Annotated in this window: 15 protein-coding genes; 10 read left to right on the top strand and 5 right to left on the bottom strand. The window is 59.1% G+C overall.

Features of this window, described 5'->3' with window-relative positions:
- Positions 1-14: 14 nt before the first annotated feature.
- A complete protein-coding gene (locus tag ACI514_RS10540; protein WP_405123744.1) occupies positions 15-1,580 on the bottom strand; it encodes a carbohydrate porin in 1,566 nt (521 codons plus the stop codon).
- Positions 1,581-1,745: 165 nt separating this feature from the next.
- On the opposite strand from ACI514_RS10540, the gene ACI514_RS10535 reads away from it, so the two are divergent.
- From ACI514_RS10535 to ACI514_RS10510, 6 genes are all read left to right on the top strand, one after another.
- Positions 1,746-3,020, top strand: a complete 1,275-nt coding sequence (locus ACI514_RS10535) for an ABC transporter substrate-binding protein (RefSeq protein ID WP_405123743.1) — start codon at positions 1,746-1,748, stop codon at positions 3,018-3,020.
- 21 nt (positions 3,021-3,041) lie between these two features.
- Positions 3,042-4,004, top strand: coding sequence for a carbohydrate ABC transporter permease (locus ACI514_RS10530; protein WP_405123742.1), 963 nt, complete (start codon positions 3,042-3,044; stop codon positions 4,002-4,004).
- Positions 4,001-4,843, top strand: coding sequence for a carbohydrate ABC transporter permease (locus ACI514_RS10525; protein WP_007910217.1), 843 nt, complete (start codon positions 4,001-4,003; stop codon positions 4,841-4,843). Before ACI514_RS10530 ends, ACI514_RS10525 begins: the two co-directional genes overlap by 4 nt.
- Before the next feature lie 27 nt (positions 4,844-4,870).
- Positions 4,871-6,016 carry an ABC transporter ATP-binding protein gene (locus tag ACI514_RS10520; protein WP_405123741.1) on the top strand — a complete coding sequence of 382 codons (1,146 nt, stop codon included), beginning with the start codon at positions 4,871-4,873 and terminating at the stop codon, positions 6,014-6,016.
- Positions 6,013-7,515, top strand: a complete 1,503-nt coding sequence (locus tag ACI514_RS10515) for a glycoside hydrolase family 32 protein (RefSeq protein ID WP_405123740.1) — start codon at positions 6,013-6,015, stop codon at positions 7,513-7,515. Before ACI514_RS10520 ends, ACI514_RS10515 begins: the two co-directional genes overlap by 4 nt.
- Before the next feature lie 75 nt (positions 7,516-7,590).
- On the top strand, positions 7,591-8,583 hold the full coding sequence (locus ACI514_RS10510; RefSeq protein ID WP_405123739.1) for a LacI family DNA-binding transcriptional regulator: 993 nt from the start codon (positions 7,591-7,593) through the stop codon (positions 8,581-8,583).
- 55 nt (positions 8,584-8,638) lie between these two features.
- Here the strand turns inward: ACI514_RS10510 and ACI514_RS10505 are convergent, their stop codons facing one another.
- From ACI514_RS10505 to ACI514_RS10495, 3 genes are all read right to left on the bottom strand, one after another.
- Entirely contained in the window at positions 8,639-11,041 is a 2,403-nt protein-coding gene (locus ACI514_RS10505; protein ID WP_405123738.1) for a TonB-dependent siderophore receptor, read from the bottom strand.
- Between the two features lie 67 nt (positions 11,042-11,108).
- Positions 11,109-12,071 (bottom strand): FecR domain-containing protein, encoded by a 963-nt coding sequence (locus ACI514_RS10500; protein ID WP_160057925.1) that lies wholly within the window; start codon positions 12,069-12,071, stop codon positions 11,109-11,111.
- Entirely contained in the window at positions 12,071-12,580 is a 510-nt protein-coding gene (locus ACI514_RS10495) for a sigma-70 family RNA polymerase sigma factor (protein ID WP_160057926.1), read from the bottom strand. Before ACI514_RS10495 ends, ACI514_RS10500 begins: the two co-directional genes overlap by 1 nt.
- 216 nt (positions 12,581-12,796) lie before the next feature.
- Between ACI514_RS10495 and ACI514_RS10490 the strand changes: the two genes are divergently transcribed.
- Positions 12,797-13,297, top strand: a complete 501-nt coding sequence (locus tag ACI514_RS10490) for a YkgB family protein (RefSeq protein WP_160057927.1) — start codon at positions 12,797-12,799, stop codon at positions 13,295-13,297.
- A 52-nt stretch (positions 13,298-13,349) separates the two neighbouring features.
- Here the strand turns inward: ACI514_RS10490 and ACI514_RS10485 are convergent, their stop codons facing one another.
- Positions 13,350-14,258, bottom strand: coding sequence for a helix-turn-helix domain-containing protein (locus ACI514_RS10485; RefSeq protein ID WP_405123737.1), 909 nt, complete (start codon positions 14,256-14,258; stop codon positions 13,350-13,352).
- Positions 14,259-14,420: 162 nt separating this feature from the next.
- Between ACI514_RS10485 and ACI514_RS10480 the strand changes: the two genes are divergently transcribed.
- From ACI514_RS10480 to ACI514_RS10470, 3 genes are all read left to right on the top strand, one after another.
- Positions 14,421-15,779: a glutamine synthetase family protein gene (locus tag ACI514_RS10480; RefSeq protein WP_160057929.1), complete on the top strand. Its 1,359-nt coding sequence runs from the start codon at positions 14,421-14,423 to the stop codon at positions 15,777-15,779.
- Between the two features lie 172 nt (positions 15,780-15,951).
- Positions 15,952-17,040 carry a polyamine ABC transporter substrate-binding protein gene (locus tag ACI514_RS10475; RefSeq protein WP_405123736.1) on the top strand — a complete coding sequence of 363 codons (1,089 nt, stop codon included), beginning with the start codon at positions 15,952-15,954 and terminating at the stop codon, positions 17,038-17,040.
- On the top strand, positions 17,037-18,338 hold the full coding sequence (locus tag ACI514_RS10470) for an FAD-binding oxidoreductase (protein ID WP_160057931.1): 1,302 nt from the start codon (positions 17,037-17,039) through the stop codon (positions 18,336-18,338). The genes ACI514_RS10475 and ACI514_RS10470 overlap by 4 nt, the downstream gene beginning before the upstream one ends.
- Positions 18,339-18,474: the final 136 nt, after the last annotated feature.

Raw genomic sequence — 18,474 nt, 5'->3', positions numbered from 1 at the left:
AGTACGTTCAACGATTAAAACCAGGTTTCCATCTGTATACCGTATTGCCACACCCCTCCCGCCTGGAAGTCGGACATGCCAAAAGAGTCTTTAGTACTGAACCGGTCCAGATCCGAAGACCAGTTCATGTAGCTGGCGAACACTCGCAACTCCGGACGCGTGAGGAGATCGCCAACATCCAGTTTGAATGTCGGGGCGACCGTGAATTTCCAGAAGTTACCATCGACCGCATTGCGTTGTAGATAGCCTTTGGGGTCGAGGTTCATGGTTTGCCAGCTCATTTCGTAGGCCATTTCGAAGTTGCTGTTGATTGTGTTGGCCAAGCGCACGTTCAGAGTCAGCCAGCGGTAGTCGTCACCTTTGACGTATCGATCCTTGCTCTGTTCGGCCAGCAAGCTGGGCCCGATGCGCCAGTCAGAGGTCAGCGGGGTCTCACCGTAAAGCGCCAGACGCAGCGCGCGGGCATCGTCGATCAGTTCACCATCCGAGCCAACGTTCTTGACCTCGGCCCCCAGACCTTGCCCATAAAGCAGCGCCGTTTTGAAGAAGCCTTCCCTGCCGAAAAAGGTTTTCTGGTGATTGGCCAGCATGCTGTGCAAACCGCTATCCGCAGGCGTCAAACCGGCCTTGTTGGTGTGGGTGCCGAAGTCGTTTTTCTTGGCGCCGATGGCGTTGTACATCCACTGCCACTGGCCATCCTCAAAGAACTGGTTGGAGGTCAGGATGTAGCTTTCTACGTCGGCATTGATACCGCCTTGACTGAAATCTCCGTAGCTACGCCCAATCAACGAGTAATTGGAGCGCCAATCCTTGTTCATCTGCACATCGTAAATTCCACCGCCGGTGCCGGCCAGGTAAACGACGTCCGAGTCCAGCCAGTGGATATCGAAATTATCTCTATCAAACCGCTTGCCCGCCCACAGCGTGGCGTTCTCGAAGACTGAATTGCCTTTGAACGCTGCGACATGGTCAAGCGTTGTGAATACTTGGCGTACGTTGAGTTTGCTTTCGTCGGCCGTCCAGTCATTGGAGCTTTCCACACCGTCGGCGATGGAGACGGTGAATTTGGAACGGGTGCCGTTTTGCGCATAGAGCTCTTTCGACAGGTCGATACGCATGTAGGTGTCGTCCTCGTTGCCGAGTCGCCCGACTGCCCCGCCCACCGAGCCGGCCGGCGTTGTGTAAGGGCCGCCACGCCCGCCACCCAGCCCCTCGTCGACCAGCAATCCGGAGCGCGCATAGCCGTTGAAGCTGAACCCATCGGTGAGGTTCCCAGTACTGCCCTCCTTTTCCAGGCTTTGCTGACGGGCTTCGAGTTTTGCCAGTCGGGTATCCAGAGCCGGCGCCGAAATGGCTGTTGCGTTAGCCGCGGCTGACTGTGAGGGAGGCGTCGCGAATTTGATCTGCTGCAATTCCCGGGCAAGTGCCTGAGTCTGCTGTTCGGCCGTGGCCGCACGCTTTTCCGCTGCGCTGGCACGCGCTTCAAGTGCGGCCATGCGCTCTTCCAGCGTCGCGCCCTGAGAAGTCGCTGCCGATGTGCCGAGCACGCCGACCAGTAGCCAGCTTGATCCTTTCTGCATGTTGATTCCCTGTTTTGTTTTTATTTTTGGTTGCCGCGATTGCCTTTTTTGCGTGAGTTGCGAGTTGTCACAAACGACAAAAAAAGGATGCCTCCTCGCAAATACGCTGCTACATTTGGCGATGTTAACGTTAACTTTTCTAAAAACAAAAATAAAGGACGCTCGATGAAACACCTGAAATCGCTCCTGCCAGTCGCATTGTTCACCCTGTCTGCCGCACTTCCATCCGTGTCGAACGCAACCGATCTGACGATCTCGTGCGGTGCGGTGGGTGCGGAGTTGCAACTGTGCAAAGAGGCCGTCGAGACATGGTCGAAACAGACTGGCAACAACGTCGAGGTGGTCTCCACGCCTAACTCGGCAACCGAGAGGTTGTCGTTCTACCAGCAGATCCTCAGTGCGCAGTCCACCGACATCGACATCATTCAAATCGATATGGTGTGGCCGGGGATGCTGGCCAAACACCTGATGGATCTGCGTGAGGTGCTTCCCGCCAACGCGACCCAAGGCTACTTCCAGGCTCAGGTCGATAACGCCACGGTCAACGGCCGGCTGGTGACGATGCCGTGGTTCACCGACTCGGGGCTGCTGTATTACCGCAAGGACTTGCTTGAGAAATACAACAAACAGGTTCCCCAGACGTGGGAGGAAATGACCGCTACCGCCAGGGATGTGCAACAGGCCGAGCGCAACGCCGGCAACGCCAATCTCTGGGGTTATATTTTTCAGGGACGTGCCTACGAGGGGCTGACGTGCAATGCGCTGGAATGGATCAGCAGTCAGCCGCAAGGCGGACTGATCAATCAGCGCGGCGACATCGTGGTCAACAGCCAGGCCTCTAGAGCGGCGTTGACCCTGGCGAAAAGCTGGGTCGGAGATATCTCCCCGCGTGGCGTGCTCAATTACACCGAGGAAGAAGGACGTGGCGTATTCCAGTCAGGCAATGCGCTGTTCATGCGTAACTGGCCTTATGTCTGGGCCCTGGTGCAAAGCCAGGACAGTGCCGTAAAAGACCAGGTCGGCGTCGCTCCCCTGCCCCGCGGCGGCGAGACCGGCGAGCATGCCTCTACCCTCGGTGGCTGGGGCCTGGCGGTATCGCGTTACAGCACGCATCCGAAACTTGCCGCCGAGCTGGTGAGCTACCTGAGCAGTGCCCAAGAGCAAAAACGTCGCGCGCTGAAAGGCGGCTATAACCCGGTGATCGAGTCGCTGTATCAAGATCCCGAGTTGCTCGCGGCCATGCCTTATTACGCTCAGTTGCACAGCATTCTCAACGCTGGGGTCATGCGCCCCGCCGCCATCACCGCCGAGCGCTATCCACGGGTCTCCAATGCGTTCTTCGATCGGGTGCATGGCGTGCTGGCCGGCGAGTTGCCCGTCGATCAGGCACTGGCCGAACTGGAAAGCGAACTCACGCGCATCAAACGCCGGAACTGGTAAGCCACAAGGAAGGAAATCACCATGTCTGTCTCTACGACCCATGCCCCCTTTGACGAACTTCTGCTGACGAGGGAAACGCCTGTACAACGTCGCCGGGTGCGCGCTGCCTGGCTGTTTCTGACGCCAATGCTGGTCTGCCTGGCCTTGGTGGCTGCGTGGCCGCTGCTGCGCACATTCTGGTTCAGCCTGACCGACGCCAGCCTGGCGGATACCGGTGGCGCAACCTTCATAGGCGTGAGCAATTATCTGTCGTTCAGCGGTTCCGGCTGGTCGGGCATCCTCGTCGATCCACAGTGGTGGAATGCGGTGCGCAACACGTTGTATTTCACGGTGGTCTCGGTGGGACTGGAGGTCGTGCTGGGGTTGTTGGTGGCGTTGCTGCTGAACATCAAGTTCACCGGCCGTTCTCTGGTGCGGGCGTTGATTCTGATTCCGTGGGCGATTCCGACGATTGTCTCGGCGAAGATCTGGTCATGGATGCTCAACGATCAGTTCGGCATCATCAATCACCTGATGCTCAGCCTCGGTCTGATTGACGCGCCTCTGGCCTGGACGGCAGAAGCGGACCTGTCGATGTGGGCGGTGATCATCGTTGACGTCTGGAAGACCGTGCCCTTTGTCACGCTGTTGATGCTGGCGGCCTTGCAGATGTTGCCGAGCGATTGCTACGAAGCGGCCAGGGTCGATGGCATTCATCCGCTGAAGGTGTTCTGGCGCGTCACCCTGCCACTGTTGATGCCTGCACTGCTGGTGGCGGCGATCTTCCGCATCCTTGATTCGCTGCGGGTATTCGACGTCATCTATGTGCTGACCTCGAACTCGTCGAGCACCATGAGCATGTCGGTGTATGCCCGCCAGCACTTGGTGGAGTTCCAGGATGTCGGTTACGGCAGCGCGGCGTCGACGCTGTTGTTTCTCGTGGTCGCGGTGATCGCCATGCTTTACCTCTACCTCGGACGCCGTCAACTGGAGGTCCGCGCATGAGCCCGCGCCTGCTGAAAAAAGCGCTGTTGCGCCTCGGATTCTGGTGCCTGATCGGAGTTTTGCTGCTGTATGCGGTTTTCCCGTTCTACTACGCCATCGTGACGTCGCTGAAGCCCTCCAGCGCCTTGTTCGAGGTGAGCTACTGGATCGAAAATCCTGACTTCTCCAATTACGCTGCGGTCCTCCACCAGGCCTCGTTCCTGCGAGCAATCGGTAATTCACTGGTGGTTGCGCTGTGCGTGGTCACCCTGGCGCTTTTCCTCAGCCTGACCGCTGCTTATGCCTTGGGCCGGGTGAAATTCCGTGGGCGTGGCACGGTGTTGATGATGGTGCTTGGCGTGTCGATGTTTCCCCAGGTCGCGGTGCTGTCGGGACTGTTCGAAGTGATCCGCGCCTTGGGCCTGTACAACACGTCGTGGGCGTTGATCCTGAGTTACACGATTTTCACCCTGCCCTTCACCGTCTGGGTGCTGACCACGTTCATGGGACAACTGCCCCATGAACTGGAGGAAGCGGCAATCATGGATGGTGCGTCGCCTTGGGTGACGCTGACCCGCGTGCTGTTGCCGCTGCTCTGGCCAGCCCTCGTCACCACTGGTTTGCTGGCCTTCATCGCCGCGTGGAACGAGTTTCTGTTTGCCCTGACCTTCACCCTCACCGACAGCCAACGCACGGTGCCGGTGGCCATCGCCTTGATTTCCGGCGGCAGCCCCCATGAGTTGCCTTGGGGCTTGTTGATGGCTGCCTCGGTGCTGGTCACCGTCCCACTGGTGATTCTGGTGCTGATTTTCCAGCGCCGAATCGTTTCCGGTCTCACTGCCGGCGCGTTAAAGGGTTGATGCCCAATAAAGACAAGGAACCGCATCGTGATCAAATTGAAACTGGACAACGTGAGCAAACAATTGGGCGGAGTGCGGATTCTTCGCGACATCAGCCTGGAGATTGCGGCGGGTGAATTCGTGGTGTTCGTCGGTCCTTCGGGCTGCGGAAAGTCGACGCTGCTGCGCCTGATCGCCGGGCTGGATTCTATCTGCGCCGGTGATCTGCTGATCGACGGGCGGCGGGTCAACGACCTCGAACCGCGCGAACGTGGCGTCGGCATGGTGTTTCAGTCCTACGCGTTGTACCCGCACATGAGCGTCTACGACAACATCAGTTTTGGTCTAAAACTGGCCAAGACTGAAAAGACCAGCCTGCGCGAGCGCGTACTTAAAACCGCGCAAATCCTGCAATTGGACAAACTGCTGCAACGCAAACCAAAAGAACTGTCTGGGGGGCAGCGTCAGCGTGTGGCCATGGGCCGGGCCATGGCGCGGGAGCCGGACATTCTGTTGTTCGATGAGCCGCTGTCCAATCTGGATGCCTCCTTGCGGGTGCAGATGCGCAACGAAGTCGCCCGACTGCATGACCGATTGGGCTCGACCATGATCTACGTCACTCACGATCAGGTGGAGGCGATGACCCTGGCCGACAAAATTGTCGTGCTCAATGGCGGCCATATTGAGCAGGTCGGCTCACCGCGCGAACTGTATGAGCGCCCGGCCAGCCGCTTTGTCGCCGGTTTTCTCGGTTCGCCGAAAATGAATTTCCTGCCGGCACGCCTGCAGGCGCCGGGCGAAACCAGCCTGGTCGATGCTGCCGTTTTGGGGATCACCACCCTGCCCTTTGACAGCTCGAACCTGGCGGCAGACGCCGCGCTGAGCCTGGGCGTTCGCCCGGAACACCTGTCGCTCAAGGCGGCGCAGGGAACGGCTGGCGTCGTTGTGACCGGGGTCGAATACCTGGGCAGTGAAACCTATGTGCACCTCGATACCGGGCAGGACGAGCCACTGATCTGTCGTTGTGAAGTCAACGCCGGTTGGCAGGCAGGCGATCGGGTCGAGCTGCAACTGGACATCGACACGATCCACCTGTTCGACAGCGACGGCACGGCATTGAAGCGCCACCCGCACGCCATTGAGTCCGTGGCAGATGACCTCTCTCTGCGCTCAGTCCGAGCACACGCCCTATGACCTTGTCTTTGAATACCGCGAGCGATCACATGCCTTCGACCCTTGACCTTGCGCAGCGCGCACTGGCTGACAGCCAGTCCCGCGTCATCGAGGATTATCGACCCGGTTATCATATTGCCCCGCCGGCAGGCTGGATGAACGACCCGAACGGGGTCGTGTACTTCCGTGGCGAGTACCACGTGTTCTATCAGCATCACCCCTTCGACGCGAAATGGGGGCCGATGTATTGGGGCCACGCCAAGAGTGCCGATCTGGTGCATTGGCAGCACCTGCCCATTGCGCTGGCACCCGGCGATGACTGCGACCGCGACGGCTGTTTTTCCGGGAGCGCCGTGGTCTGTGGCGATACCCTGGCGCTGATCTACACCGGACACACCTGGCTGGGCGAAGTGGGTGACGAGCGCTTGATCAAACAGGTCCAGTGCCTGGCAACCAGCAACGACGGCATCCGCTTCGTCAAACACGGCGCAGTGATCGACAGCGCGCCGCAAGACGCCATCATGCATTTCCGCGATCCCAAGGTCTGGCAGGAAGATGGCCATTGGTACCTGATTGCCGGCGCACGTCTGGGCGACAGGCCGCTGCTGCCGTTGTACCGCTCCACGGATCTGCACGCCTGGGAATTCCTCGACTATGTGTCCGCCGGCAGCGAGGGCGATGGCTATATGTGGGAATGCCCGGACCTGTTTCGACTGAATGGACGCGATGTGCTGCTGTACTCACCGCAAGGTATGCAAGCCGACGGTTATGACCGGCTCAACAAGTACCAGACCGGTTATCGAGTGGGCCATCTCGACAACCAATGGCACTTCACCGGCGGGCCTTTTATCGAGCTGGATAACGGCCACGATTTCTATGCGGCGCAGACGCTGTTGGCCGCCGATGGTCGGCGCCTCGTATGGGCGTGGCTGGACATGTGGGAAAGCCCGATGCCGAGCCAGGCCCATCACTGGTGCGGCATGCTCGGATTGCCACGCGAACTGGAACTGTGCGCCGAGCGCCTTTGCGTGTATCCGGCACGGGAGCTCAGCGCGCTGCGAATGACGCAATTGCCGGGGACGCCGTGGTGGGAAGCGTCGGGAAGCCGCTGGGTACAGGATATGAAGGGCGATATGCTCGAACTCCATGTGCATCTGGATCTGCTCGGCTGCACTGACGGCCACCTGGGAGTCGCCTTGCGCTGCAGCGACGATGGCCGTGAAGAAACCCTGCTCTACTATGATCCGTCACTGCAGCGCCTGGTGCTTGATCGCAGCCGTTCGGGTGCGCAAGTCACCGGCCAGCGCAGCGTGGCGATAGACCCGACACAAGAGCGCCTGGAACTGCGCGTGTTTCTTGATCGCTCATCCATCGAAGTGTTCGACGAAAACGGCCGCTTCAGCCTCAGCAGTCGCCTCTATCCGCGCTCCGACAGTCTGGGCGTGAAGCTGATGGCCAGTGGGAGTGGCGGACGCGTCTCGATTGCCAAGGCATGGCCGCTCGGTTCGGGATGGTCATGAGCGGCGTCATTCGGGTCGCGAGAGGCCCGGGCCCTGTGTCATGATTCTGCGTCAACCTGACCGGCCGCACTTCGCATGACTTCAGTGAAAGACGTTGCACAGCTGGCCGGCGTGTCCCTGATGACGGTGTCTCGAGCGCTCAATACTCCGGAAAAACTGAGCCCCGAAACCCTTCTACGGGTGCGTCGTGCCATTGATGAACTGCAATTCGTACCCAGCCTGTCAGCGCGCAAGATGCGCGGTGACAACCTGCAGTCGCGCACCATCGGCGTGTTCGCGCTGGACACTGCGACCACGCCCTTCGCGGTCGAGCTGCTGCTGTCCATTGAACAGACTGCGCAGCAAGCTGGCTGGAATGTCTTTATCCTCAACCTGCTAAGCAACCCGCCCACCGACCAGAACATCGACCTGATGCTGTCGCACCGTCCGGACGGTTTGATCTTCAGCGCCATGGGGTTTCGCCAGGTCAGCATTCCCGAGCGCTTGAAGAGCAAGCCTCTGGTGCTCGCCAATTGTCTGGCAGATGACAGCAGCCTCGTCAGCTATGTACCCGACGACGAAATGGGCCAGTATCGCGCCGTACACCACGCATTGAGCCTCGGCTACAAACGTCCTCTGTGTATCAATCTGCCGAAACAGAGTCTGGCATGGGGGCTGCGACAACAAGGTCTGCAGCGTGCCTGTCAGGCATTCGGACTGGCGCCTGAAACGCTCCTGCAATATGACCTTTCCGATCATGATGCCTACAGTGAAACAGCCGCCATCCTCGACCGGCATGTCATTGATGGTCGTCCCCAATTCGATATTCTGATCTGTGGCAACGACCGTATCGCCTTTTGTGCCTATCAACTGTTGTTGGGGCGTGGCCTGAAAATTCCCGACGATGTCGCCGTGCTCGGCTACGACAACATGATCGGCATTGCCGAGTTGTTCATCCCGCCGCTGACCACCGTGCAATTGCCGTACTACGAAATTGGGCGCCAGGCTGCACGGCATCTGATCGAAACCCTGGAGCTATCGGGAACCCAGCGCGTTGACTGTCCATTGGTGGTCAGGACATCACTCTGAGAGTGGGTCAGCTCGCTGATAGCACTCCCGATTGCTTTCGATTTGCCGAGTGGAATCAGAAGTCCACCGTCGCTGAAAGCAGATAAGTTCTCGGTGTCGACAACGTCAATCCTGGCTCACTGTCGTCCGAAGCGCCTGCCGAACTCCAGTAGCGTTTATCCAGTACGTTTTCGACATTGGCGCGCAAGGTGACGGTTTTCTCATCGACCTTGAAGGCATACCGCGTACCTACGTCGAAGCGCTCCCAGGAATCGATTTCCTTGTCGTTGGACTGATCCAGGTACTGCGAACTCGAATAGATGCCCCGCGCTGTCAGCGTCAGCCCCTGCACAGTCGGCACGTCCCACTCTGCGCCCAGATTGACGTTGTATTTCGGCGTCGCCGGCGCCCGGTTGCCGTCGAAGGTGCCATTGGTGGTCTTGGTCAATTCGCTGTCGATGTACATCACACCGCCAAGCAAACGGAAGCCTTTGAGCGGTTCGCCGAACACGCTCAATTCCACGCCGTCGTTCTGTCGCTTGCCGTTGGGTCCGAAGACTCGGGTCGTTGCGTTGGTTTCATAAGCGGGCTGTTTGATCCTGAACACCGCTGCCGTCAAGGCATACGAGCCGGCGTCGTACTTGGCACCCACCTCGACCTGCCGACTGATAAACGGCGGGAAGATTTCATCTTCGTTCACCGAGGTCGACGGCGCGATCTTGCCCTGACTCAGGCCTTCCATGTAGTTGGCGTACAGCGACAATCGGTCCGTGGCCTTGAACAGAATCCCGCCCGATGGCGAGACCTTTTCTTCGTCGTAAGCCGTGTCGCCTTTTACGTCATCGCTCCAGTCGTCGACTTTCACCCGCTGCCAGCGAGCACCGAGGGTCAGCAGCAATCGATCGTCGAAAAAGCCCAGGGTGTCGGACAACGCCACGCCGCTGAAGCGGTTCTCGGTATAGACCTTGGCGTCATTGCGTGTCGGCGTGCCGGGTTTTGCTGTTTCAACCGGGTCATACAGGTTGCTGCGCCCTGCCGCGTAACGCGCGCCGCCGTTCTCGAAATCCATGTAGAAGTAGCTGGCCGCGAGGTTGACCTCATGGCTCACTGGCCCCGTGTGGAACCAGTTGCGCACACCGGCCGTGGCGGTACGGACATTCTCGTCGCGGGTGAAGTCGCGCGGCAGTACGCTGAAATCACCGGCATCGTTGGTGACGGAAACGGCGTGGCGCAAGAAGTCATGATTACTTTTGCGCGCGCCGACGCCGCCGTACAGCATCACCGAATCATTGACGTCGAACTCGGCGTTGACTGTGCCGAAGGTGTCCTCGGTTTTCGCCTGGCTCCACGGTTGCGCGTAATTGCGATGCACGCTATTTGCGCTCGGAACCTTGGCACTGGCGGCGACTTGTACGCGCTCTTGCGGTGCGTCGGTATCGCGCTCGGTGTGGCCGATATCGGTCGAAAGTCGCAAGCGCTCACCGCGAAAATCCAGGCCGAGCACGGCCATGTCACGGTCGACACTTTGATGATCCCACTCGGTATCACCGGACTGCTTGACGCCGTTGAAACGCAGGCCGAACTGGTTGTCCTCACCAAACCGGCGCCCGACATCCACCGCTCCACCGACCTGATTATTCGACGCGTAATTGGCAGTCAGTGAAGTGATCGGCTGATCGCTAGCGCGCTTGGGCACCACGTTGATCCCCCCGCCCACACTGCCCCGCGGCGAAATGCCGTTGATGAGCTGGCTCGGGCCTTTGAGAATATCGACGCGATCGGCCATTTCCATGTCGATCGTGTAAGTCGGCAACACACCGTAGAGGCCGTTATAGGCCACGTCGCTGTTGAACAGGCTGAAGCCACGGATGGTGAACTGCTCATAGCGGCCCCCGGCCGGGTTGGTCGCGCGCACCGAAGGGTCGCTGGCAATCAGATCACCCAGCGTGCGCGCCTGTTGGTTTTTCACGGTTTCACTGGTGTAGGTGGTCATGCTGAACGGGGTTTCCATGAAGTCCTTGGACCCGAGCAAACCCTGCGAACCGCGTCGTGCTACCTGCCCTCCGGCAAATAAATCGGCGCCTGTCGAATCACTGGCGCCGAGGATCGACGTCGGCGCCAACTGCAGGCTGCTGCCCTCCGCTGCAGGCACCAAGGTGTAAGCCTGATCGCCCAGCGGTTGCAGTTGCAAGCCAGAGCCCAGCAACAACCGGGTAAACCCCTCCTCCACGCCAAACTCGCCGGACAAACCATTACTGTTGCGCCCGCTGACCAGCGCCGGATCGACCGACAGATTGACCCCGGCCAACCCGGCAAAGCGGGTCAGTGCTGCACTCAAACTACCGGCCGGCACCTGGTAACTGCGCCGAGCGGCGTCTTCGGCCCAACTGGATTGAATCAACACAGGGCTGGCACTCAGGCTCAGCAGGAGGCTCAACTGCAACAACGGACGCAAACGACTTGGGAATACTGCGGGCATTGGAAGAAGCTCTCGATTTTGTTCACTTGCCTGGAATGACCAGCGAGGCGAAAAAAAGGGACAGGCTTCAGCCAGTTTTTTCTGAGGAGGGAATGTTTCGAGGCGTGAGAGACACCCAGAACCGTGTACGCGTATGAACGTCGATCGGCAAGCTGGCCGCGAGCAGTGTGAGGATTTGATCAGTATTGTCGAGGCGGAAACTGCCGGTGATGCGCAGCGTTTCCAAGGCCGGATCCCAGCGCAACAAGCCCGAACGATAGCGACTCAGCTCGCGCAAAAAATCCCCCAGCGGTTGGTTTTGCGCCATCAACACACCGTCGCGCCAACCCGGCATCAGCGCATCGAACGCTGTAACGGAACCGGAACCAGATGCTTTCAGGCTAACCTGCTGACCTTGATTCAACACCAGCGCCGCCCCGTGCAACGGTTGTAACTGCACCTTGCCGCTGACGACCGAAACGTTGCAGTCACGCTCATTGATACGCACGCACACCTCGCTGCGACTGACGATGATTCGCCCGTAAGGTGCGTTGATCGTCAGCGCCGAACTGCCCGGCACGTTGAGTGCTATCTCGCCACGCACCAGCGTCAATTGCCGTGCCGGCAGATCGACGTTCACTGCGCTGGCGGTGTTCAGTTGTAACGAACTGCCGTCACCCAACGACAAACGCTGGCGCTCTCCAGTGCTGGTGTGCAGATCGGCACGCCATGCATCCATCGGCAATTGTCGACTGATCAGCCACGCTGCTGGCACCAGCGCGGCGAGTCCGAGCGCACGTTTCAGCGCGGCACGACGTTCCAGATCCGGACGATCCAGCGTGGCCATGGCCAACGCCGCCGGCACCGCGGAAAAGCGTTGGCGCAGCAGTTGAATCTTCTGCCAGGCGTTCTCGTGACGACTGTCGCTGTTGCGCCAATACTGCAGGCGCGCGTGATCAGCATCCGTGGCGTCGCCCGATTCGAGCAGTGCCAACCATTGCGCGGCGGCACGAGCCACTTCGCGCGCTTCTGAGTTGGACGATACGCGCATCATAGATCCAACATCAAACAATGCTCGTAAGCCTGCGCCATATAACGTTTTATGGTGCGTTCGGAGACCTGCAGGCGCTCGGCGATTTCGCGGTAACCGAGGCCTTCAAGCTGACTCCATAAAAACGCCCGGCGCACTGCTCGGGGCAAACCATCAAGCAACTCATCCAGCGCTTGCAGGGTTTCCAGCAGCACCCAACGTTGCTCGGGCGACGGCACGCATTCTTCGGGCAATTGCGCGAGGGCTTCGAGGTAGGCTTTTTCCAGGCTGCGACGTGTGTAGAAGTTGCTCAGCAGGCGTTTGCCGACAGTCAGCAAATACGCCCGAGGCTCGCGCATATCGGTAATCGGCTGAGCGCTGCACAGCACGCGCAGGAAGGTGTCCTGACTCAAATCCGCCGCATCCCACGCATTGCCCATGCGCCGCCGCAACCAGGTTTCCAGCCAGCCCTGATGATCGCGGTACAACTCATGCAGGCTCTGCTCCGATGGCGTCGCTGCTTCAGTCATCTCAAGAGGCCCTGCGCGAAGTAAGAATTCAAATGAGACTGATTCTATTTAACTTCAACGCTGACACAAAGGTCTTTTTGCCCATTGATGTCGGCCTGCAACAAAATTTCGCGCAAGCAGCCTGTTTTTTGTCGCGCTCTAGTCTGCGTCGGGCTGTAATTTTTGCAACGCGTCCTTCTCTAGCGGGTGTCATCACCTCAAAGAAAAGGAACAACCATGAACACTTGCACTTTGTCCCGCCTGCTTTCGAATGACTTCGAGATCAGATTGATGCGCTGGACGCTCGTACTGATCTTCGCGATCTTTGGCTATAGCAAATGGTTTGCGTACGAAGCTGAAGGCTTGATTCCTCTGTTGGGCAACAGCCCTCTACTGAGCTGGATGCACAGTGTGTTCGGAATTCAGGGGGCCAGCTATGCCTTGGGTGTAGCCGAATGGGCCATTGGCCTCGGTTTGATTGTGGGCGCCTGGTTTCCCCGGGTATCGCTGTGGGCCTCGGCCGGATCTGCGATCACTTACCTGACCACGCTCACCCTGATCCTGACCACCCCGGATGCGTGGGAAGCGTCTGCCGGCGGCTTTCCGGCAATGGGCGGCGCAACCAGTTTTCTGATCAAGGATGCAGTTTTGCTCGCAGGATCTGTTGTATTGCTCAAACACAGCTTGTTGACGCTGTATCCAGTCACCGCAGCGAAGGTTGTCAGCAAGAATCCGTAACAATCGAAACCGGCAGAAAAGCTGCGCGCCCGGGAAACAGGGCGCTGTCAGTTCAAATCACTGGTGAGCGTTTCAGCGTCTCGCTCGGCAACTCCTTGAACAACGCCCGGTAACTGCTGGAAAACCTTCCCAAATGCCAGAACGACCACTGCATCGCCACCTCGGCAACCGTAGTTTCCGTCGGCCGGCGCTTGAGCAATTCACGGTGTGCACTGTTCAACCGGCGCAGGCGCAACCAATGGCTAGGGGTCATCCCGGTGTAGGCTTTGAACGCCTGCTGCAATTGTCGCAATGGCACGCCGGCCACGTGCGACAGCTCAAGCAGATTGACCGTGTCTTCCGGCGAATCCGCCGCCCACTCTCCAACGCGTTTAATGATCATCCGCTCTTCGCTGCGCCGCTGTAATCCGCCGCGATCAAGACTGGTGTGAGCGTTATCGAGAATGAACAAACAGTCTTCCAAGAGTTGCTGCGTCAACGCATCTTTATCAAACAGATCAACAGCTTGCGACAACTTCGTGAGAGTGGAGCTTAACCAGCGACTGAACAGAGCGTTCTGTCCGCAATTGAGTTGTGTCATGAACAACCCTTCGAGTTTCGCCACATTCAGACCGTGCTGACGGACAAACTCCGGACCGAACACCACGGCGATTTCCTGGTAGTTCTCCGGGGTGATCCAGATATTGCGGCTTTCTTCGTTGAGCAGATACAGCGCGTTGTCACTGCGATCAAAACAGAACGCCAAAGCACCCGACGGCGCGCTGAAATTCTGCTCGACCCGGGTGTTCATCTGCTCTTCATAGACCTCGACGCCCTGCAGATCCAGATAGCGGATCTGCCCGGCAAAATGCCCCGGTGACATCTGTTGGTAATGCTGGACCCAGCCCGGTGTGGCACGGACTTGTTCGGCGACATCGGCGGTGTTGAACGCTTGGACCTGTAACGAATTGCACGTTGTCATGGGGTGACCTTGCGCACTCTTTTGGTGCGCTTTGGTGCTGCTTAAAGTGGATAGATGGAACTGCATGGCTCGCCCAAGATAGTCGTCAACGCGCCACAGGGGAAGGGGCGGAAGATGAAACCCGCCCTCCCCGGCGTCTATAAAACCAATAACGAGGTCTTTATGAATGCCCCTTTCGATCAGCTGTTCACGTGGCTGAAAGATCACAAGATTACCGAAGTCGAATGTGTGGTCAGCGACCTGACCGGCATTGCCCGCGGCAAGATCGCACCGACCAACAAGTTCCTGCATGAGCGAGGCATGCGCCTGCCGGAAAGTGTGCTGCTGCAAACGGTAACCGGGGATTTTGTCGACGACGACATCTACTACGACCTGCTCGATCCTGCCGACATCGACATGGTGTGCAAGCCCGTGGCTGACGCGGTCTACGTGATTCCATGGGCGATCGAACCGACCGCCATCGTCATCCACGACACCTTCGACAAGTTCGGCAACCCGATCGAACTGTCGCCGCGCAACGTGCTGAAGAAAGTCTTGCAGCTCTACACCGACAAAGGCTGGAAGCCGATTGTGGCGCCGGAAATGGAGTTCTACCTGACCCAACGCTGCGAAGACCCGGATCTGCCGCTGAAGGCACCGCTGGGCCGTTCGGGCCGTGCTGAAAGCGGTCGGCAGTCGTTCTCGATCGATGCCGCCAACGAATTCGATCCGTTGTTCGAAGACGTCTACGACTGGTGCGAACTGCAAGGCCTGGACCTCGACACGCTGATCCACGAAGACGGCCCGGCGCAGATGGAAATCAACTTCCGTCACGGCGACGCCCTTGATCTGGCCGACCAGATCACCGTGTTCAAACGCACCATGCGTGAGGCGGCGCTCAAGCACAACGTTGCGGCGACGTTCATGGCCAAGCCGATCGGTGATGAGCCGGGCAGCGCCATGCACATCCACCAGAGCGTGGTGGACATCGCCACTGGCAAACCGATTTTCGCCAATGAAGACGGGCAGATGAGCGAGCTGTTCCTGCATTACATCGGCGGTTTGCAGAAGTACATTCCGAAAGTGCTGCCGATGTTTGCGCCCAACGTGAACTCGTTCCGCCGCTTCCTGCCGGACACCTCGGCACCGGTCAACGTCGAATGGGGCGAAGAAAACCGCACCGTGGGTTTGCGTGTGCCGACTTCCAGCCCGGAAGCCATGCGCGTGGAAAACCGTCTGCCGGGCGCCGATGCCAACCCGTACCTGGCAATCGCCGCGAGCCTGCTCTGCGGTTACATCGGCATGGTCGAAGCCATCGCGCCGAGCGCTGCGGTACAGGGCCGCGCTTACGAGCGTCGCAACCTGCGCCTGCCGATCACCATCGAAGAAGCGCTGACGCAGATGGAAGAGTGCGAAACCGTTGGGCAGTACCTGGGCGACAAATTCGTCCGGGGCTACGTCGCGGTAAAGCGTGCCGAGCATGAAAACTTCAAGCGCGTGATCAGCTCGTGGGAGCGTGAGTTCCTGATGCTCAGCGTGTAATTCAGATTTGCACAGACCCTGTGGGAGCGAGCCTGCTCGCGAAGGCGTCAGCACAGTCACCATTTATGTTGCCTGACCCACCGCTTTCGTCGGAACGCCGCCCGGAGCAGGCTCGCTCCCACAAGGGATTAGCGAACCACCTGAAAAATCCAACAATTTAAGAGGTGTCGAAATGCGTCTGTTGAAAACCATGATTCCCGCCGCTCTGGCCCTGATGTGCAGCGCCGTAGCAAACGCCCAACCCCAGGTCAGCGTCTACAACTGGACCGACTACATCGGCGAAACCACCCTCGCCGATTTCCAGAGCCAAAGCGGGATCAAGGTGATCTACGACGTTTTCGACTCCAACGAAACCCTCGAAGGCAAACTGCTCGCCGGTCGCACCGGGTATGACGTGGTCGTGCCGTCCAACCACTTCCTCGCGCGTCAGGTGAAGGCCGGCGCCTTCCTCAAACTCGACCGTGCGCAACTGCCGAACTTCAAAAACCTCGACCCGAAACTGCTCGAGCTGCTGGAGAAAAACGACCCGGGCAACGAGCACTCGGTGCCGTACCTGTGGGGCACCAACGGCATCGGCTACAACGTCGACAAGGTCAAGCAAGTGCTGGGCATTGACCACATCGATTCCTGGGCCGTGCTGTTCGAACCCGAAAACCTGAAAAAACTCAGCCAGTGCGGCGTGTCGATGATGGATTCCGCCGACGAAGTCTTCCCGGCCGTGCTCAACTACATGGGCATGGACCCGCGCAGCGAAAACCCGGAAGACTATAAAAAGGCTGAAGCGAAACTGCTGAGCATCCGCCCGTACATCACCTATTTCCATTCTTCGAAGTACGTGTCGGATCTGGCCAACGGTGACATCTGCGTGGCCTTCGGTTACTCCGGCGACGTGTTCCAGGCCGCCAACCGTGCCAAGGAAGCCAAGAACGGCGTGAACATCGCTTACGCCATTCCGAAGGAAGGCGCCAACCTCTGGTTTGATCTGTTGGCCATCCCCGCCGATGCGAGCAACACCAAAGAAGCGCACGCTTTCATCAATTACCTGCTCGATCCGCAAGTGATCGCCAAAGTCAGCGCTTCGGTCGGTTACGCCAACCCGAACCCGGCCGCCAAGCAATACATGGATCAAGAGCTGGTCAACAACCCTGAGGTTTACCCATCCCAGGCAGTGCTCGACAAGCTCTACATCTCCTCTACCCCGCCCCAAGCGATCATGCGACTGATGACCCGATCCTGGAGCAAAGTGAAGTCGAACAAATGAATCAGTACACCCAGGAACACGCCCGCTCCTATTACGCCGCTTCGGCCCGGGCGAGCACACCCTATCCGCTGCTGGACGGTGACTTGACCGCCGACGTCTGTGTGATCGGTGGCGGCTTCACCGGGGTCAACACCGCCATCGAGCTGGCTCAGCGCGGATTGTCGGTGGTGTTGATCGAAGCCCGGCGCATCGGCTGGGGCGCCAGTGGGCGCAATGGCGGCCAGTTGATTCGCGGGATCGGTCATGAGGTCACGGGATTCGCCAAGTATGTCGGTCAGGAAGGCGTGCGTTATTTGCAGCGCGCCGGCATCGATTCGGTCGAACTGGTGCGTCAGCGCATCGGCGACAACGCCATCGATTGCGACCTGCGCTGGGGCTTCTGCGATCTGGCCAATACCCCGGCGCAGTTCGCTGCCTTCAAGGATGAATTGGTCGACCTCGCCGAACTCGGTTACGCCCACGAAACCCGGCTGATCGGCCCGGAGCAGGTGCGCCAGCAGGTGGTCAACTCCGACATTTACGCCGGCGGCTTGGTGGACATGGGGTCCGGTCATTTGCATCCGCTGGATCTGGTGCAAGGCGAAGCGCGACTTGCAGCATCGTTGGGCGTAAGGATTTTCGAGCAGAGTGAAGTGCTGGAAATCATCCATGGCCCGACCGTGCAGGTCCGCTGCGCAAGCGGCACGGTGCGGGCTGGCAGTCTGGTGCTCGGCTGCAATGCGCATCTGGACGAACTCGAACAGCAACTCAGTGGCAAGGTGCTGCCGGCCGGCAGTTACATCATCGCCACCGAACCGTTGTCCGAGGCGCGCGCCGCGCAACTGATCCCGCACAATCTGGCGGTGTGCGACCAAAAAGTCGGCCTCGATTACTACCGGCTCTCCGCCGATCGGCGCTTGCTGTTCGGCGGTGCCTGCCACTATTCCGGGCGCGATCCGGCGGACATCGCCGCTTATATGCGACCGAAGATGCTCAAAGTCTTCCCGCAACTGGCCGACGTGCGCATCGATTACCAGTGGGGCGGCAAGATCGGCATCACTGCTAACCGCTTTCCGCAGGTCGGCCGGCTCAAGCAACAGCCGAACGTGTTCTACGCACAGGGCTATTCCGGCCATGGCCTGAACGTCACGCACTGGTGCGCGAAGCTGCTCGGTGAGGCGATTCATGCCGGTCACAGTCAGGGCATGGACGTGTTCAGCGGCGTGCCGCACATGACCTTCCCTGGCGGCCCGTCCCTGCGCTCGCCACTGCTGGCACTGGGCATGTTCTGGTATCGCCTGCGGGAAATGCTCGGATAACCCGCAACCCGCTCCGACACCATGCCCAAGTAGGAGCTGCCGAAGGCTGCGATCTTTTGGCCCTGAAAAAGCAAGATCAAAAGATCGCAGCCTCGTTTCACTCGACAGCTCCTACATGGAAACTGTCAACGATGCG

Source organism: Pseudomonas sp. M20 (assembly GCF_045037865.1).
Taxonomy (GTDB): domain Bacteria; phylum Pseudomonadota; class Gammaproteobacteria; order Pseudomonadales; family Pseudomonadaceae; genus Aquipseudomonas.
Note: the sequence above shows the minus strand (reverse complement) of the source record. Positions and strands in the feature narration are given on the sequence as shown.

Excerpts from the sequence above, each read along its gene's own strand:
- ACI514_RS10500 (WP_160057925.1), bottom strand. The coding sequence starts at position 12,071 with ATGCGCGTATCGTCCAACTCAGAAGCGCGCGAAGTGGCTCGTGCCGCC.
- ACI514_RS10540 (WP_405123744.1), bottom strand. The coding sequence starts at position 1,580 with ATGCAGAAAGGATCAAGCTGGCTACTGGTCGGCGTGCTCGGCACATCG.
- ACI514_RS10480 (WP_160057929.1), top strand. The coding sequence starts at position 14,421 with ATGAATGCCCCTTTCGATCAGCTGTTCACGTGGCTGAAAGATCACAAG.
- ACI514_RS10505 (WP_405123738.1), bottom strand. The coding sequence starts at position 11,041 with ATGCCCGCAGTATTCCCAAGTCGTTTGCGTCCGTTGTTGCAGTTGAGC.
- ACI514_RS10510 (WP_405123739.1), top strand. The coding sequence starts at position 7,591 with ATGACTTCAGTGAAAGACGTTGCACAGCTGGCCGGCGTGTCCCTGATG.
- ACI514_RS10530 (WP_405123742.1), top strand. The coding sequence starts at position 3,042 with ATGTCTGTCTCTACGACCCATGCCCCCTTTGACGAACTTCTGCTGACG.
- ACI514_RS10490 (WP_160057927.1), top strand. The coding sequence starts at position 12,797 with ATGAACACTTGCACTTTGTCCCGCCTGCTTTCGAATGACTTCGAGATC.
- ACI514_RS10515 (WP_405123740.1), top strand. The coding sequence starts at position 6,013 with ATGACCTTGTCTTTGAATACCGCGAGCGATCACATGCCTTCGACCCTT.
- ACI514_RS10535 (WP_405123743.1), top strand. The coding sequence starts at position 1,746 with ATGAAACACCTGAAATCGCTCCTGCCAGTCGCATTGTTCACCCTGTCT.
- ACI514_RS10475 (WP_405123736.1), top strand. The coding sequence starts at position 15,952 with ATGCGTCTGTTGAAAACCATGATTCCCGCCGCTCTGGCCCTGATGTGC.
- ACI514_RS10470 (WP_160057931.1), top strand. The coding sequence starts at position 17,037 with ATGAATCAGTACACCCAGGAACACGCCCGCTCCTATTACGCCGCTTCG.
- ACI514_RS10525 (WP_007910217.1), top strand. The coding sequence starts at position 4,001 with ATGAGCCCGCGCCTGCTGAAAAAAGCGCTGTTGCGCCTCGGATTCTGG.
- ACI514_RS10485 (WP_405123737.1), bottom strand. The coding sequence starts at position 14,258 with ATGACAACGTGCAATTCGTTACAGGTCCAAGCGTTCAACACCGCCGAT.
- ACI514_RS10495 (WP_160057926.1), bottom strand. The coding sequence starts at position 12,580 with ATGACTGAAGCAGCGACGCCATCGGAGCAGAGCCTGCATGAGTTGTAC.